The following is a 14897-nucleotide window of genomic DNA, read 5'->3' on the forward strand; positions in this document are numbered from 1 at the left end:
GGGCGTCACGACGCGGTCGGCGGTCGACCGACCGGGTCGAACGGCACCTGCACCCTCACCGCCTGCCCGGTCCCGTCGTCCACGACCGCGACCCCCGGCGTCGCCCGATCCGTGAGGTCGGCCTTCGTCAGTCGGATGCCGACCTGCTCTCCCTCGTTCGGCAGTTGCGGGCTCAGCACGGCACCGCAGCGGTTGTTCCGCACGTCGACCTGCCACCCGGCCCACCCCGCCAACACCTCGCCGGTCGTGCCCGCCACGACGAGGGCACGACCGGTGTCGGGGCACGACCGCACGAACTCCACCAGCCACTCGGCGGCGGGGCAGTCCTTGAGCTGTTCGCCGTCGTCGACGACCAGCACGCGGGGACCGCCCTGCCCGTCCTCTCCGGAGAAGAGCGCTGCGAGGCTCGAGGCCTCGACGGCCCTGGTCGTGATCGTCGCCACGACGCCCGGTGCGCCCTCGAGTTCACGCAGCGGCGAGCGACGTGGTGCCACGACGACGACCCCGACGCCCTGTGCGGTGATCGACCGCACCATGGCGACCAGGACGCTGCTGCGTCCGCTCTTCGGCGGCCCGGTGACGACGAAGCTGCCCGGCCCCTCGGCGAGGTCGGGGCCCATCGGCACGAGGTCGTCACCGCCGACGCCGACGAGGGCGAAGAGGCCGGACGGGTGCCCGTCGACGCGGCGGGACCAGGCCTGGTCGAAGGTGATCGGACCGGCCAGCTGGTCGACTCTGAAGGGCTTGCGCCCCGAGGGGACGTGGCGGTCACGGTGGGCCGCCGCGACCCCGCGTCGGCGCAGGGACTCGGCCTGGGCCTGCCCGGTGGGGTCGTCCGCGATCAGCGCGACCTGCGTCTCGACCGCGCTCTCGGCGGTGAACCCCCTCCCCGGGGGCACGACGTCGGGCAGGGCCCGGGGGGTCAACCCGGCGAGGGCGTAGTCGGCCCGGTCCGTCAACCGCAGCAGCAGCTTGTCGTCGACGAGGGCGGCGAGCCGTCCGGCGACGAGCTGGCGGTCACCCGTGACGATCACGTGCACCCCCGCCGCGGCGCCCTCCCGCAGCACCAGCCCCACCTGGTCGACCAGTGCGCCGTGCTCGATCTCGGCGAAGGTTCCGGTGAAGCCCTCCCACCGGTCGATCATGACGACGAGGTGCGGCAGCCGGTCGGCCTCGGGCACGGCCCGGCGCTGTTCGACGACGCCGGCGTAGCCCCCCGTGGCGAGCACCTGCTGTCGACGGTGGGTCTCGTCGACGAGCTTGGTCAGCAGGCGGCGCACGCGGTCGAGCTGGGTCCGTTGCGCGACGGCTCCGACGTGGGGCATGGTCTCGAGCGGCAGCAGGGCCCCGCCGCCGCAGTCGATGCCGAAGAGGTGGACGTCGGCGCAGCTCGTCCGGTCGGCTATCGCCGCCGCGACGGTCCGCAGCACCTGCGACCGTCCGGTGCGCGGGGCTCCCACCACGAAGAGGTGCCCGAGGGTCTGCAGGTCGAGGACGGCCGCGGCCTGACGCTGTTCCGCCGGGAAGTCCTGGCGTCCGAAGGGCAGGACGGGCAGGTCTCCGTCGGGGGCGACCTCGTCGTCGCCGAGCCCGGCCGCGTCGAGGTCCTCGAGGACGACCCGTTCGGGCAACGCGTCGAGCCAGGGACGATGCGGACGGGCGATGCCGAGACGGTCGCTGGCCGCGGCGAGCGCGGCGACGAGCTCGACCAGGTCGGTGCGTTCGACCGACTCGGTCGACGTGCGCGGGGGCGGCTCGGCGGCGACCCGTCCGAGGTCCTCCCAGGCGAGCGGACCGGACCACACCTCGGGCACGACCTCGGCGACCACGCCGGGACGCCGTCCGCCGACGCGCCCTGCCTGGAACGGCACGAGCGCACGGGCCCCCAGGCGCACGAAGGCCCGCCCCGGCGTCGACTTGGCGATGCCGGCCGCGTCCCCCGCGTCGATGACGTCGGTGCTCTCCCCCGCGTCGGTCACCCGCAAGGCGATCCGCAGGTTGGTGTTGGCCCGGATGTCGCCGGTCACGACGCCGGTCGGTCGCTGGGTCGCGAGCACGAGGTGGATGCCGAGGGATCGTCCCCGTTGGGCGATGTTCACCAGGCCCGTCACGAAGTCCGGCAGCTCGCGGACCATGCTCGCGAACTCGTCGATGACGATCAGGAGGCGCGGCAGCGGCGGTCGCGCAGCCGGCCCGCGTGCTCCCTCGACGTAGTGCTCGAGGTCCTTGGCGCCGACGTCGGCCAGCAGGTGCTCCCGGCGACGCAACTCGGCCCCGAGCGAGTGCAGGGCGCGCTCGACCAGGTGCGTGTCGAGGTCGGTGACCATCCCGACGGTGTGGGGCAGGGGCTCGAAGTCCCGGAAGGCGGCCCCACCCTTGTAGTCGACGAGGACGAAGGTCATCGACTCGGGCGTGTTCGCGGCGGCGAGCGACGCGACCATGCTCTGCAACAGCTCCGACTTGCCCGACCCGGTCGTGCCGGCGACGAGACCGTGCGGGCCGTCCCGCCGCAGGTCGAACGAGAACGGGCCGTCGAGGCTCTCGCCGATCACCACCTCGGTCGTGGGGGCGGTGTGCGACCAGCGCTCGAGGACGGCCTCGGGCGTGGGAGGTTCGAGCTGCAGGACGTCGAGGAGGCGCGATCGTGTCGGGAGCCCGGCCGCACCGCCACCGTCGTCGACGTCGACCACCGGGGCCACGGCTCGTCCGACGGCCTCGAACCAGCCGTCGGGCAGCAGGTCGGCCTTGACCTCGCGCACGTCGGCGGTCCGGTGCACCTCGAGCGAGTGCCGGGTGGTGCCACAGGTGACGACGGCGACGCACTCCTCGGGGAGCGAGCGACGTTCGGAGTCGATGCACACGGCGTGCACGCCGACGGAGGGTCCGTCCCGGAGGACGCGGACGAGCCCCGGCAGGGTGCGCAGTCGCCTCGCCCCGTCGACCACGAGCACGACGTCGGTCGCCGTGCGGAGCGCTCCCGCCGATTCACGGGCCGCTCGCTGACGGCCGTCGATCTCGGCTCCGAGCTCGGCGATCCGCCGGGCGACGGTCTCGGCGTCGGTGCCCAACCACACGGCAGCCGGTCGTCCGTCGTCGGGTCGGGCGTGGGGCACATGGGCCAGCCAGGACCAGTGGTCGGCCGCAGCCTGTTCGGTCAGGACGACGAAGCGCACGTCGCGGGGGCTCTGGGCGACGGCGAGTTGGGCGAGCATCCAGGCGACCAGGGGGCGGGCGTGCTCGGGCCTGCCGGCGACGCCGACGACCCCGTGGTCACCCAGGTCGACGGTCACGGGGACGTCGACGGCAGGGCGGGCCACCGTCCGACGGTGCTCGAGTTCGGCGGGGTCCTCGATGGTGACGCCCGAGGGCAGGTCAGCGGTGCCGATCCTGACGCGCAGGTGGTCGGGGTCGTCGCGGCGGCGCTCCCACAGCCGCGATCGACGCCGGACGGCGATGTCGAGCACGGTCGCGGCGTCGGGGCTCAGGTGTCGCAACTCACGCTGCAGCTGTCGTACGGCGTTCTCGGCGTCCGCCGCCACCGCCTCCTTGGTGGCCTGGTGGTCCGCGAGCCGCCGGCGGTGGGACACCTTGCCGTTGCGTTTGTCGTAGAGGTGGTTGCCGATCATGACGACGGGCGACATGAGCCCGAAGGCGAGGAATGCCACGTTCCCGAACACGCTGACCATCACCACCGCCATCAGCATCGGCGCGAGGGCCGCCACGATCGGCAGGGGCCGCTTCGTGCCCTGCTGGGGCTCGGCGGGGTAGCGGAACGACGTGGTCGGGGGCTCCGGCAGGAGGCGCGGGGGACGCGCGTGGTCGAGGGTGCCTCCCCCGTCGCTCACGGTGATCGCCGCGGACGGGTGCCCCGCCGGGGCGACGGCGAGGAGGGTGTCGCCGATGGTGATCACGCAGTGCTCGTCGACGGCGGCGGTGCCGCGGACCGGCACTCGATCGACGAGGACGAGCGGCCCGCGGGCGTCGTCGTCGGGCTCCGCGAATGCCGAAGCGGTCGGGGTCAGCGAGAAGCGTCCGGCACCGTCGAGCTCGATCGACGCGACGATCGGGGGCACGCGGTCGTCGTCCAGGCGGACGCCCGCGTCGGGTCCGGTGCCCACGTGAACGATGCCGACGTCGACGACGTGGATCGTGCCGGCACCTCGGCCCCCGATGACGCGGATCGTGGGCAGGTCGTCGGGGAGGCGGTGGTGGGGTGCGGGGCCGCCGAGTGCGAGCACGGCACCGTCGAGCAGGACGCCCGAACGGAGGCGGGCACCGGGCTCCACCGGGACGCCGTCGACCGAGAGGCTGCCCGGGGTCGGGCCGGGGGTGTCGGACGCCGACCCGAGGGTCGAGGCGAGGTGTGCCGCGACCTCGCCGACGGTGGTCTCGGGGTCGACGACGACGGAGCGATCGGCCCGGCGCCCCGTGGGGACGTGCAGGACGGTGAGCGCGAGTCTCATTCGGCAGGCACCACGCTGATGCCGTTGACGAAGTGGTCGACCTCGGCGAGCATGGCGGGCACGCCCTCGGGGCCGCCGACCTGACAGCTGATGCGGACGTCGTACGGTTCGGCACGGAAGGCGTAGACGAGGGTGGCCAAGAGGCCGTCGTCGCCCTCCACGGCCGAGTACCGGACGCCCCGCGGGCCTCGACCGAGGTCGGTCGTCTCGACCTCCTCGACGACGGGAGGCTCGATCGGGGCGAGATCGCTCTCGAGGACCATGGCTCGCAGGGCGGTGTCGCGGTCGCCCTGGGCGAAGCCGTACTGCACCCGCAGCAGACTCGGCGGCGTGGCGATGTCGGGCAGGTAGAGGTACCGGCGTTCGTCGGCCGGCGACCAGCGCGCCAGGGCCGAGAGCACTTCGGTGAGCCAGGACCGGGAGGCGCGGGTCGCCCCCTCGGACCGCTCGGCCACGGCGCGCACGGTGGCCTTGATCCACGAGCGCGGCGCTCGGTGCCCGTCGTGTGGCCAGGTGGCCGGCAGGGGTACCCAGACGTCGGGATCGTGCCCGATGAGGAGGTCGAGGTCTTGGTCGCAGTCGCGGTCGGTCATGGTGCGAGGTTGCTTTCTCTGTCGCGGTGGAAGGAGTTCAGGCGAGAGGTCGGTCGGTGACCAGGCGGCTCTCGGCGTCGCGCCAGCGGAAGGTGCTGACCATGGCGTCGAAGACGTCGACGAGGGCGTCGGCGATGCGGCCCCTCGCGTCGACGTCGACGTCGACGTCGCCAGGAGCAGCCTCGGCACGGGCTGCCACCCCGACGGTGAGGACGAGGCTGATCAGCCGGTCGTCGTGGCCCGCGATCCGCGCCAGCACGGTTCGGCACCGCAGTGGGGCCAGGCCGCCGACTCCGTCCCGTCCGTCGCGCTCGCCGCCCGACGCGGTGTCGACGCCGGAGTCGTTCCACACGACGGCCGGGTCACCCGCGAGAACGAACGGGTCTGCACCGTGAGTGGCGACCCTCCGCAGCAACAGCCGGTCGAGATCGGCATGTCCTGACCGGGTGACGGGCATCGTGGCGACGACGATGGAACAGACGACGTCGGTGCCGGGCAGCGGTCCCGTGGTGAGGTACGAGTCGAGCACCCGACCATGCACATCGGCGGCGAGCGCACGACCGAGCGCCGACCCGAACCGCAGCCGCCAGTCCTGCGACGCCGCCCCCGTCTCGGAGGCCGGCGGCTCACCGAGCTGGGCGGCGACGACCGCGGCTGCCTCTTGGGCGTCGAGACCCCCAGGCACCCGGACGAACCCTGGAGGCACGACGATCGAATACGACGCCGCCACCGTCCCAGCCGTCCGCCCCACGTACCCCGCGGCACTCACGACTCGTCCCTCCGGAAAGATGCCGCCTCAGCCGACTGAGCGCAGCCCGGCCCCTCACCGATGATGCCGTCGGTGATCTGCGCCGCCTCGCGCATCCGCCGTTCCTTCCGGCGCCGATGTCGGCCACGGACCATCTCGACGACCACCCGCATGCTGCAGACGATCTCGATGGCGCCCGCCACTGCCGAGTCCCTCGGCCAGGCATCGAGTCCCTGGAACGGGAGCGCGAACAAGATGCTCCACACGCCTCCGACGAACCCCATGTACGCCACGAGTGGAACGTCGAGCGGATGCACGCCATCATCCCGCGGGGATCGCCAGAGGATGATCACCGCCGTGACAAGACATGCCGCCGCTACCCAGAAGGGCAAAGACGAACCGACAAAGGGCGGCCAATCGTGCGTCGTGTGGAAAAGGGGGCCACCGTCGGGGTTCAAGCGACGCGCGTCACCGCGCCCTCCGCCCTGCACTTGCAGCGTGATGCGAGTCCCCTGGACCGTGCAGAACGGGATCAGGGCGGACAGCAAGAGAAGCGCGCCCAGGATCATGTCGTTCGATCCGCGTCGAGCCCCCCTTTGTTCTCTGGCACGACTGCGCGCCGTCAAAACGTGCCTCGCGAACCGACGACCGTCCGCCAGACCGTGGCGGTCATGACACGTCCTCGGGCTGCCGAATGAGGATGCTCGAGTTAGGAGCCGCGATACGTGATCGGTTCTTGCTTTCACGCTTCACGATGACCGACAGGATGGCTCGCCAGACACCGAGCGCAAAGAACGCGAGGCATTCCGCCGCCAAGACAAGTGCCACTACGAACGAATCACGTGGCCATCCCGCGAACTCGATGAAACACAGTGAGTACAGCCAGCTGTAAAACGCCGCGAGCCCGCACCAGAAAGTCAAGACAAAGGGCTGCAGGGCGAAATCTAGGGGCTCCGTCATTCGTCGCCTAACGATAAAGAAGAGCACGAGCATTGCCGCCGCCTGCAGCCAGAAGACAGCTGACGGCAGAACTATCGGAGGCCAGTTCGGTCCTGCTTGGAAGACCGAGCCACCGCCTGGTCTGGTCCGCATGTGACCTCCGGCGGATAGCGACAACAGGCCCAAGGTCAATCGCAACAGCTGCACATACAGCGGCGCGGCAATACCCGCGATTCCCGCAAAGAGAGGCAACCCCGTGAGCATGAATGACCATGGCGAACCGACTGCGGCTCGACGACCCGCGCTCACGAGCCTCTCCCCCACTCCTTCGTCTGGTCGATGTGCTGGACGCCGGGTGTCATGGTCGATGGGTAAGAGCCGACGAAGGCAGCTCCGCACACGTCTGCGACATAACTGGACGCCATCAGGGGCTCACGCTCGTCCATCCCAGACCTCCGCTCTTCCTCGATTCGGGTCGTCGCGGATGCCTCCGGCGATCGAGCCGAAAGACTCGGATCGACCGCGCCGCCGGATGCCCAGCCCGATCGCCAAGCCAGCGCTGAAGAGGTAGATCAGACTCCAGAATCTGACCGACCAGGGTACGAACGGAGCCCCGTCGATGACGGACGAGGCGAACATGGGCCATGCAGCCGTGAAGACCCACATCATGGCCACGAACCAGGGGCTGAAGAAGAAGACGTGGACTGGCCAACGACGCACCCAGGTGAACGTGACGAGAACGGAGACCACGCCGCACAACCCGAACATCATCGGAACGGCAACAGCGACGGCGACGCCGAAGCCGTTGTTCTCGATGAACAGGCGGGTAGGCGCCGTGACACCGGGCCTGTTCGTCAATGAGTCCCACGCCGCGAGGAGGACCAAGATCACGGCCAGCCCTGCGGGTGCGAGCCCCGCCACTCGGAACCCATTGAGAAGTGTCGCGTCAGTCTTGCTCGCGACCCCTAGGAGGGTGTCCGACCTCACCACGAACGTTCCCCTCGCAGACCGAAGGCCGTTGCCTGTTGCCCGTTGAAAATCTTCGAGCGCTCTCACATTCGCCCCCTCAGAGATGAGCCGGCCACGGCCGGGCTAGGGCCGCCGTCTTGGGAAGCAACTTTCCGTCGGCGCCTTTTAACGGCCCATCTGACAGATCGCAAGACTCCCAGGACAAAGAAAGCGAGACATTCGCACGACAACACAAGGGCTGCCTCTAAAGCGTCACGTGGCCATGCGCTGACCTCGATGAAGAAGTGTGAATGGAGCCATGCGTAGAACGCCCCGAGCCCGCACCAGAACGTCAGCACGAAGGGCTGGAGGGCGAAGTCGAGCGACGTATCCCTGTGTCGATGCACGATGACGATCAGAGTCAGCATCGCCGCGGCCACCAACCAGAAGACACCGGACGGCAAGATGAACGGAGGCCAGCCGTCGGCGGCTTGAAAGAGAAGGCCTCCCTCAGGATTCGTTCTGAACCCCCCTCCCCGGGGCAGCGCCAATGCTCCGAGAACCAGTCGGGACAACTGCATGTAGAGGGGAGATGCGATTCCCGCAATGCCTGCAAAAAGCGGAAGGCCTCTCAAGGCCAGCGATTTACGCGAGAGGTGGGCGGCACGGCGGCCGGAGCTCATACGGGTGCTCCTGCATGCGTCCGCCAGGTCGCACCACTCGTCTGCCGGACGGCGAAGCGGGGCATTCCCACCTCTGCGAGACCTTGGGCCGTCAGGACGTGATCGAGGGCCTGGATGCCGCGGGCCACGTTCAGTCGCCTCATGACGTGGGCTACCGCCTCGGCGTCATCCGCGAAGGCTCCCGGTCTGCTGGATCGGATGAAATGCAACATCTGCGCCACGTCACTGTCTCCAAGCGCCCTGACGAGCGTCCAGTCACCCAGCCCTGGTTTCGCCCTGTTCCAACTCCGGCTGACCCATGCGTGGGCCGGGCCCTTCGCAATTCCACCTCGAGCAACGAGACCTGCAGCCCTTCCTGCAGCGATGCCCTTGATACCCGCTCGAGCAGAGGCGACGGCCGCACCACCTATGCCCATAGTGACCAGAGACAGTGCGGCCATGACGAGATCTCCGACGCTGGCAGTGCCCGCGCTCGTTTGAGCAGCTGTAATGGCGAATGCGAGGACGGTGACGATGACAGCGACGACGTTAAGCCCAGGGACGAGGAACGCCAGCACGGCCAGTGCACCACCCACGATCGTCAGCGCATTCAGGACCTCGCTGATCCACGAGTCGTTCTCCTCCATCCAGGTCTGGAAGGCGGCGAAGCCTGCGTCCCAGGCGCCGCCGAGGTCGTCCCAGACGGTGTCGTCGAGGCCGTCGTCGGTGGCGTCGTCGATCTTGGCGATGGCGGCCGTCGCGGCGGTCTCGACGGATGCGTGCGCGTCGGCGAGTCGTCTCGCGTAGAGGGTGACGCGGCCCCGAGCGTCGTCGGCCTTGGCCCGCTGGGCTGCGGCCTGGTCGAGGTGATCCTGCTTCGTCACCTCGTCGGTCGCCACCAGCGCCAGCTGTTCGTACCGCTCCACCAGCCTCTCCGCTGCGGCGAGGTCGTCGACGGCGTCTCGGTGGTTCGCGAGGGCCGGTGCGGCGGCCTCCTGTGCGAGTGAGAGCTCGGACGCATACGTCTTCAGCGCCGAACCCGTCTCGCCGTAACGCCCCTCGGCCTTGCCCAGACTCGCCGACACCTGCTGGGCCTTGGCCAGGAACGCGTCGAGGGCGTCGCTCGACGACGACCCCGCATCGAGCGACCTCAGCCTGGTGGCCGCACCGCGGATCGACGCCGCCACCGACTCGTAGTGGTCAGCCATGGAGTTCACCACCCCCGGATCACCCGAGACCCCCACGAGCGAATCGGCCGCCACCGCGGCGAGCACGCCGGCCGTCACCGGTCGCCACCCACGAGGGTGCCCTCGAGTTCGCCGTCGACCTCGGCGAAGGTCCGGTCGATCGTCGAGAGTGCCTCGCCGAGCTCGGTGATCTGCCCTGCGAGCTGCGCCCGCCGGTCGTTCCAGTTCGTCGCGAACGAGGTGACCTTCGCGGCGAGCCGCGCGTGCCCGCAGGCCTCGGCCGTGAGCTGTGCCGACGAGTCGGCGGTCTCGAAGTCGGTGCGGACCCGGTCGAGGTCGCCGAGCAACGCGTCGAGACCGGCCCCGTCGATGTTCAGGCTCGATCGAGCCATGAGGTTCCTCCCCTCGTGTCGGGAGGCCGAGACGCGTCGTGCCTCAGCACGACCCGCCTCGACCCCCCGGTCGGTCAGCCCAGGCTGCTGGCGAGCTGCTGGTCGGCCCCCTCGAGGGTGCTGGCCGCGTTCTCGAGGAACGCCGCCATGCTCTCGACCGCCGAGACGGTCTTCGAGGCCCCGGTCGTGAACTCGGTGTACGTCGAGTCGAACGCCTTCGACGACTTGTCGGTGACGTAGCCCGAGCCGACGAGGTTGTCGATCTGCGACTTCATCTGCCCGAGTTGGTCTTCGATCGCGCGCTGCCCGTTGCGCAGTTGCGTGGCCTGCGTGCGCAGGTCGTCGTAGGTGACGGTGACATTGGCCATGAGGTGCTCCCTCTCGTTCGTGACGTCGACCGGTCGGTCGATCACAACCCAATATGTCATGCCTGATAGTTTGCGTGGCGGTTGTCCACAGATCGGAGTCGACATGAGGCGAAAGAAGAACGAGCGCAGGAGGCGCGAGCAACGCCCGACGGAGCCCCCGGTGGTCACCGCCCAGACGGTTCGTGAGCAGCGGGCCGCAGGGCTGCTCTCGCGCATCACCACCCTGCCCCTCCAGCCGCCCGCGACCATCGTGACGTCGGCTCCTCCCCCGCCCCGCGCCTCCTCGGGATTCGTCCCGTCCGCCTGGCCGACGATCGACACGGGCGTTCCGGTCGACACGACCCCTGTGACGCGCGGCACGGTGCCCGTCGAGCCCTCGACCGCTGCCGCGCGACACACACCGACCGTCGAAGGCGCGACACCGCCTCCACCGCCTCCGCGACCACCGGCGTCACCCTGCGCCGAGAGGCCGCATGACGAGAGGCCACCGGGAGGACCCGATCTCGAGGCCACGGCGCTGCGCCCGAGGCACTACGGCCTGCGACTCCCCGACCAGAGCGTCGTGCCCGTGACGGCGCGGGCGGTCGTCGTCGGTCGCCGGACGGACCAGCCGCCGCCCCCGCCCGCCGGCGCCGTCGTCGTGGCGCTCGACGACCCGGGACGGTCGCTGTCGCGCCACCACGTCTCGGTCGTGATCGGTGCCGACGGGGGCGTCTGGGTGACCGACCTGGGCTCGGGCAACGGCACGACCCTGGTGTCGACGACGGGTGAGGTCACCGAACTCGAGGCGCACTCCCCCGTGCGCGTGAGGGTCGGATCGCTGTTGTCGATCGGCGACCACGCGGTGACCGTCGTCCGTCGCCGACCGGACACCCCGACTCACGGCGAGGCGTGAGCCGACGGCCCGACAGGTGACGGCAGGCACCACCCCGGGCTCCGCCCCTGGTCTGCGGCGTCGGCCGCGCCGATGCGCCCGAGCTGACGGGCGCCCGGGCGGCTGCCGAGCCGCCTGCGCTAGATCTTCTCGATCGGCGCGACCTTGATCAGCAGCTTCTTGCGGCCGGCCCCGTCGAACAGCACCTCGGCGATGCGGCGGGCTCCGATGCCGGTGACGGCCATGACGCGACCCTCGCCGAAGTCGACGTGTGAGATGCGGTCGCCGGCCTCGAGCTCCATGTCGCCGTTGTCGCGCACGGTGCCCGTGACCCGGTTGGCCCACTCGGTCTTCGGCTTCGTCTTCGCCGCCGCCGTGGCCCGGTCGTAGCTGCCCGAGCCGTAACCGCCCGAGGCCCGCGGGGTCGCACCCCGGTTGCCGTCGCCACCCTCACGACGCGCGTTGAGGGCGCGCGGCTGCGTGCCCCCGCGACTCGTGGCCATGCCGGGCGACTGCTTCCAGTCGATCAGCTCGACCGGGATCTCTTGCAGGTAGCGCGACGGCATCGCCACGTTCACCTCGCCGAACTGCGCACGCGTCATCGCGAGCGACAGGAAGAGCCGCTGGCGGGCGCGGGTGATGCCCACGTAGAACAACCGACGCTCTTCGGACGGACCGCCCGGCTCGCTGGCCGACATGCGGTGCGGCAGCAGGTCTTCTTCGACCCCGGTGAGGAAGACCGCCTCGTACTCGAGCCCCTTCGCGGTGTGCAGCGTCATCAGCGAGACGGTGCCGCTCGTGTCGTCGAGGTCGTCGGCGGCCGCGACGAGCGTGACCTCGGTGAGGAAGTCGAGCAGCGTGCCGTCGGGGTTGTTCTTCTGGAACTCTTTCGTCACCGCGACGAGCTCGTCGATGTTCTCGGCACGGGCCTCGTCTTGCGGGTCACGCGACGCTCGCAGCACCTCGACCAGGCCGCTGCCCTCGATCAGGGTGGTCAAGATCTCGTGGACGGGTGCCGTCGCAGCCGTCGCCTGGACGTCGTCGAGCAGCTTCGCCAGGCCGGTGATCGCGCCGGTCACCTTCGGGCCGAGACCGAGCTGGCCGGCGTTGCGCATCGCGTCACGCAGCGGCGCCTCGTTGGTGTCGGCCCACCGCTGCATCGCGGTCTCGGTGGCCGGTCCGATGCCGCGCTTGGGCACGTTCATGATGCGGCGGAGCGCCAGCGGGTCGGCCGGGTTGGCGACCGTGATCAGGTAGGCCATGGCGTCCTTGATCTCGGCGCGCTCGTAGAACTTGGTGCCGCCGAGCACGCGATACGGGATGGCCGAGCGGATGAAGATCTCTTCGAGCGCACGCGTCTGCGAGTTCGTGCGGTAGAAAACGGCCATGTCTTTGTAGTCGGTGCCGGACTCGTGCAGCGCCGCGATCTCGTCGGCGACGAACTGGGCCTCGTCGTGACCGGTGTAGCCGGTGAACCCGACGATCTTGCTGCCCGCGCCGACCGTGGTGAAGAGGTTCTTGGCCTGGCGGTCGAAGTTGTTCGAGATGACGGCGTTGGCCGCGTCGAGGATGTTCTGCGTCGAGCGGTAGTTCTGCTCGAGCAAGATGACCTTCGAGTTCGGGAAGTCGCGTTCGAACTCGACGATGTTGCGGATGTCGGCGCCGCGGAACGCGTAGATCGACTGGTCGGAGTCGCCCACCACCGTGAGCGACGCCCCGGGGATGCCGCCGCCGCCGTCGCGCATCGACTGCACGAACTGGCCGCCCCGCTCGAGCTCGTCGACGAGGTCGGCCTGCACCGGTCGGGTCAGCTCGCGGATCAGCGAGTACTGCGCGTGGTTGGTGTCTTGGTACTCGTCGACCAGGATGTGCCGGAACCGTCGCTGGTACTGCGCGGCCACGTGCGGGAAGGCACGGAACAGGTAGACGGTCTGCGCGATGAGGTCGTCGAAGTCGAAGGCGTTGGCCCGCTGCAGCTCGCGGGTGTACTGCCGGAAGATCTCGAGGAACATGACCTCTTGCGGGTCGTTCATGTTGATCTGGCGCGAGTACGACTCGACGTCGCTGAGCTCGTTCTTGAGCTTCGAGATCTTGCCCGACGCCATGCTGACGGTGAGGCCGAGCTGGTCGGCGTCGAGCTCTTTCAGGATGCGCTTGAGCAGCGCCCGCGAGTCGGCCGAGTCGTAGATGGTGAAGCTCTTGGTGAAGCCGAACTGCTCGGCCTCTCGCCGCAGGATGCGCACGCACGCCGAGTGGAACGTGCTGATCCACATGCCCTCGCCGGCCTGACCCACGAGGTGGGCCACGCGCTCGCGCATCTCGGCCGCGGCCTTGTTGGTGAACGTGATGGCGAGGATCTGGCTGGGCCAGGCCTCGCGAGTCGCCAACAGCCCGGCGATGCGGCGGGTGAGCACGCTCGTCTTGCCCGAGCCGGCACCGGCCACGATCAGCAGCGACTGCCCGCGGTACTCGACCGCCTCTTTCTGCTGGGGGTTGAGACCGGCGGTCAGGGGGTCGCCGGAACCGCCGGCAGCGTCAGAGGGCTCGAGCACGATCGTCATGGCCCGTCGAGTCTAAGCGCGACCACCGACATCGTGAGGGGGTGCAGGTCGGCCACGGCCACGGGCGGCGTCGTGCGGGGTCAGCGGGACGCGAAGGCGACCCGCGCCTCCTCGGCGAGCTCGGGCTGGTCGGCGAAGACTCCGTCGACGCCGAGCGCCATGAGCGACGTGAACTCGGCCCGCCAGTCGCCGAAAGCGGCCTTGCCGCCGGGGCCGCGGTTCGCGCGCGCCAAGAACGCGTTCTCGGCCCGGAGCGTCCAGGTGAAGACGTCGAGCCCGGCCGCGTGCGCCCGGTCGACGACCCGGCCGTCGGTCGCCCCGCGGGCGTCGACGAGCGTGTGCTTGTCGAGGCTGACGCCGTGCAACCCCGCGTCGACGAACGATTCGAGGGACTCGGCGTGCAGCTGGTCGCGGTACCCCACGGAGGCGCGCCCCGCCGCGACGAGGTCGGCTGCCGTCCCGGCCTTCTCGAGCAGGTAGACGAGTCGGGCCCCGAGACGCTGGTCGGCGAGCCGACCGAGCACGGTCTGCTCGAACGACTCGATGGTCAACCGGGGGTCGTCGACCCACCGCCGCTGCCGCAGCTCGTCGGCGAGCAGCTCGCCCAGCGGCAGCCCGATGGAGTCGAAGTAGGTGGCGTGCTTGACCTCGGCGACGAGGCCGACCGGCCGATCGGCGGCGTCCAGCAGGTCGAGCAGGTCGCCCAACCGCTGGATGCGCCCCTCACCGTCGTGCGCCGCGCTCTCGGGCCGCAGCTCGGGCAGCCTCTCTCGGATGCGCAGGGTGCTGAGCTCGTCCCAGGTGAAGTCCTCGGTGAACCAGCCCGTGACCTGGGTGCCGTCGACGGTCTTGGTGGTGCGCCGGTGCCGGAACTCGTCGTGGTCGGCGACGTCGGTCGTGCCCGAGATCTCGTTCTCGTGCCGCAGCACGAGGACGCCGTCACTCGACGCGACCAGGTCGGGCTCGATGGCGTCGGCCCCGAGCTCGATCGCGAGCCGGTAGGCGTCGTCGCCGTGCTCGGGACGGTGGCCGCTGGCGCCGCGGTGGGCGATGACGAGAGGCGAGGTGGACACCCGGTCACGCTAACCCGCCCGTCCGTGCGCGACCCGAGCCGCCCGGCTCCTGGTGGACGGCCGAGGAGGCGCGGCCCCTGGGGACGAGG

12 protein-coding genes are annotated in these 14897 nt (G+C 70.2%); 1 reads left to right on the plus strand and 11 read right to left on the minus strand.

All coding sequences use genetic code 11. The annotated features are described in order from the left end of the window. Nucleotides 1–5: 5 nt before the first annotated feature. The 9 genes from ASG05_RS07940 to ASG05_RS07980 form a co-directional block, all read right to left on the minus strand. The gene (locus ASG05_RS07940; protein WP_082486554.1) at nucleotides 6–4463 is read right to left on the minus strand and encodes an FtsK/SpoIIIE domain-containing protein; all 4458 of its coding nucleotides are present in this window, start codon (nucleotides 4461–4463) and stop codon (nucleotides 6–8) included. Then, the gene (locus ASG05_RS07945) at nucleotides 4460–5056 is read right to left on the minus strand and encodes a hypothetical protein (RefSeq protein WP_056259615.1); all 597 of its coding nucleotides are present in this window, start codon (nucleotides 5054–5056) and stop codon (nucleotides 4460–4462) included. Before ASG05_RS07945 ends, ASG05_RS07940 begins: the two co-directional genes overlap by 4 nt. 37 nt (nucleotides 5057–5093) lie before the next feature. Then, entirely contained in the window at nucleotides 5094–5741 is a 648-nt protein-coding gene (locus ASG05_RS07950) for a hypothetical protein (RefSeq protein ID WP_056259617.1), read from the minus strand. A gap of 80 nt (nucleotides 5742–5821) precedes the next feature. Then, nucleotides 5822–6373: a hypothetical protein gene (locus tag ASG05_RS07955; protein WP_056259618.1), complete on the minus strand. Its 552-nt coding sequence runs from the start codon at nucleotides 6371–6373 to the stop codon at nucleotides 5822–5824. A gap of 100 nt (nucleotides 6374–6473) precedes the next feature. Continuing rightward, nucleotides 6474–7007, minus strand: a complete 534-nt coding sequence (locus ASG05_RS16290) for a hypothetical protein (protein WP_157490134.1) — start codon at nucleotides 7005–7007, stop codon at nucleotides 6474–6476. A gap of 168 nt (nucleotides 7008–7175) precedes the next feature. After that, the gene (locus ASG05_RS07965; RefSeq protein ID WP_157490135.1) at nucleotides 7176–7634 is read right to left on the minus strand and encodes a hypothetical protein; all 459 of its coding nucleotides are present in this window, start codon (nucleotides 7632–7634) and stop codon (nucleotides 7176–7178) included. 736 nt (nucleotides 7635–8370) lie between these two features. Then, on the minus strand, nucleotides 8371–9639 hold the full coding sequence (locus tag ASG05_RS07970) for a putative T7SS-secreted protein (RefSeq protein ID WP_056259623.1): 1269 nt from the start codon (nucleotides 9637–9639) through the stop codon (nucleotides 8371–8373). Further along, the gene (locus tag ASG05_RS07975; protein ID WP_056259624.1) at nucleotides 9636–9932 is read right to left on the minus strand and encodes a hypothetical protein; all 297 of its coding nucleotides are present in this window, start codon (nucleotides 9930–9932) and stop codon (nucleotides 9636–9638) included. Before ASG05_RS07975 ends, ASG05_RS07970 begins: the two co-directional genes overlap by 4 nt. Before the next feature lie 74 nt (nucleotides 9933–10006). Next, nucleotides 10007–10300, minus strand: a complete 294-nt coding sequence (locus ASG05_RS07980) for a WXG100 family type VII secretion target (RefSeq protein ID WP_056260739.1) — start codon at nucleotides 10298–10300, stop codon at nucleotides 10007–10009. Nucleotides 10301–10868: 568 nt separating this feature from the next. Between ASG05_RS07980 and ASG05_RS16595 the strand changes: the two genes are divergently transcribed. Then, the gene (locus ASG05_RS16595) at nucleotides 10869–11195 is read left to right on the plus strand and encodes an FHA domain-containing protein (RefSeq protein WP_162240641.1); all 327 of its coding nucleotides are present in this window, start codon (nucleotides 10869–10871) and stop codon (nucleotides 11193–11195) included. A 119-nt stretch (nucleotides 11196–11314) separates the two neighbouring features. Here ASG05_RS16595 and ASG05_RS07990 read toward each other — a convergent pair whose 3' ends face one another. Both ASG05_RS07990 and ASG05_RS07995 read right to left on the minus strand, forming a co-directional pair. After that, on the minus strand, nucleotides 11315–13735 hold the full coding sequence (locus tag ASG05_RS07990; RefSeq protein ID WP_056259626.1) for an ATP-dependent helicase: 2421 nt from the start codon (nucleotides 13733–13735) through the stop codon (nucleotides 11315–11317). Between the two features lie 80 nt (nucleotides 13736–13815). Continuing rightward, a complete protein-coding gene (locus ASG05_RS07995; protein ID WP_056259627.1) occupies nucleotides 13816–14808 on the minus strand; it encodes a glycerophosphodiester phosphodiesterase family protein in 993 nt (330 codons plus the stop codon). Between the last annotated feature and the right edge of the window lie 89 nt (nucleotides 14809–14897).

This window comes from Frigoribacterium sp. Leaf186 (assembly GCF_001423905.1).
GTDB lineage: Bacteria > Actinomycetota > Actinomycetes > Actinomycetales > Microbacteriaceae > Frigoribacterium.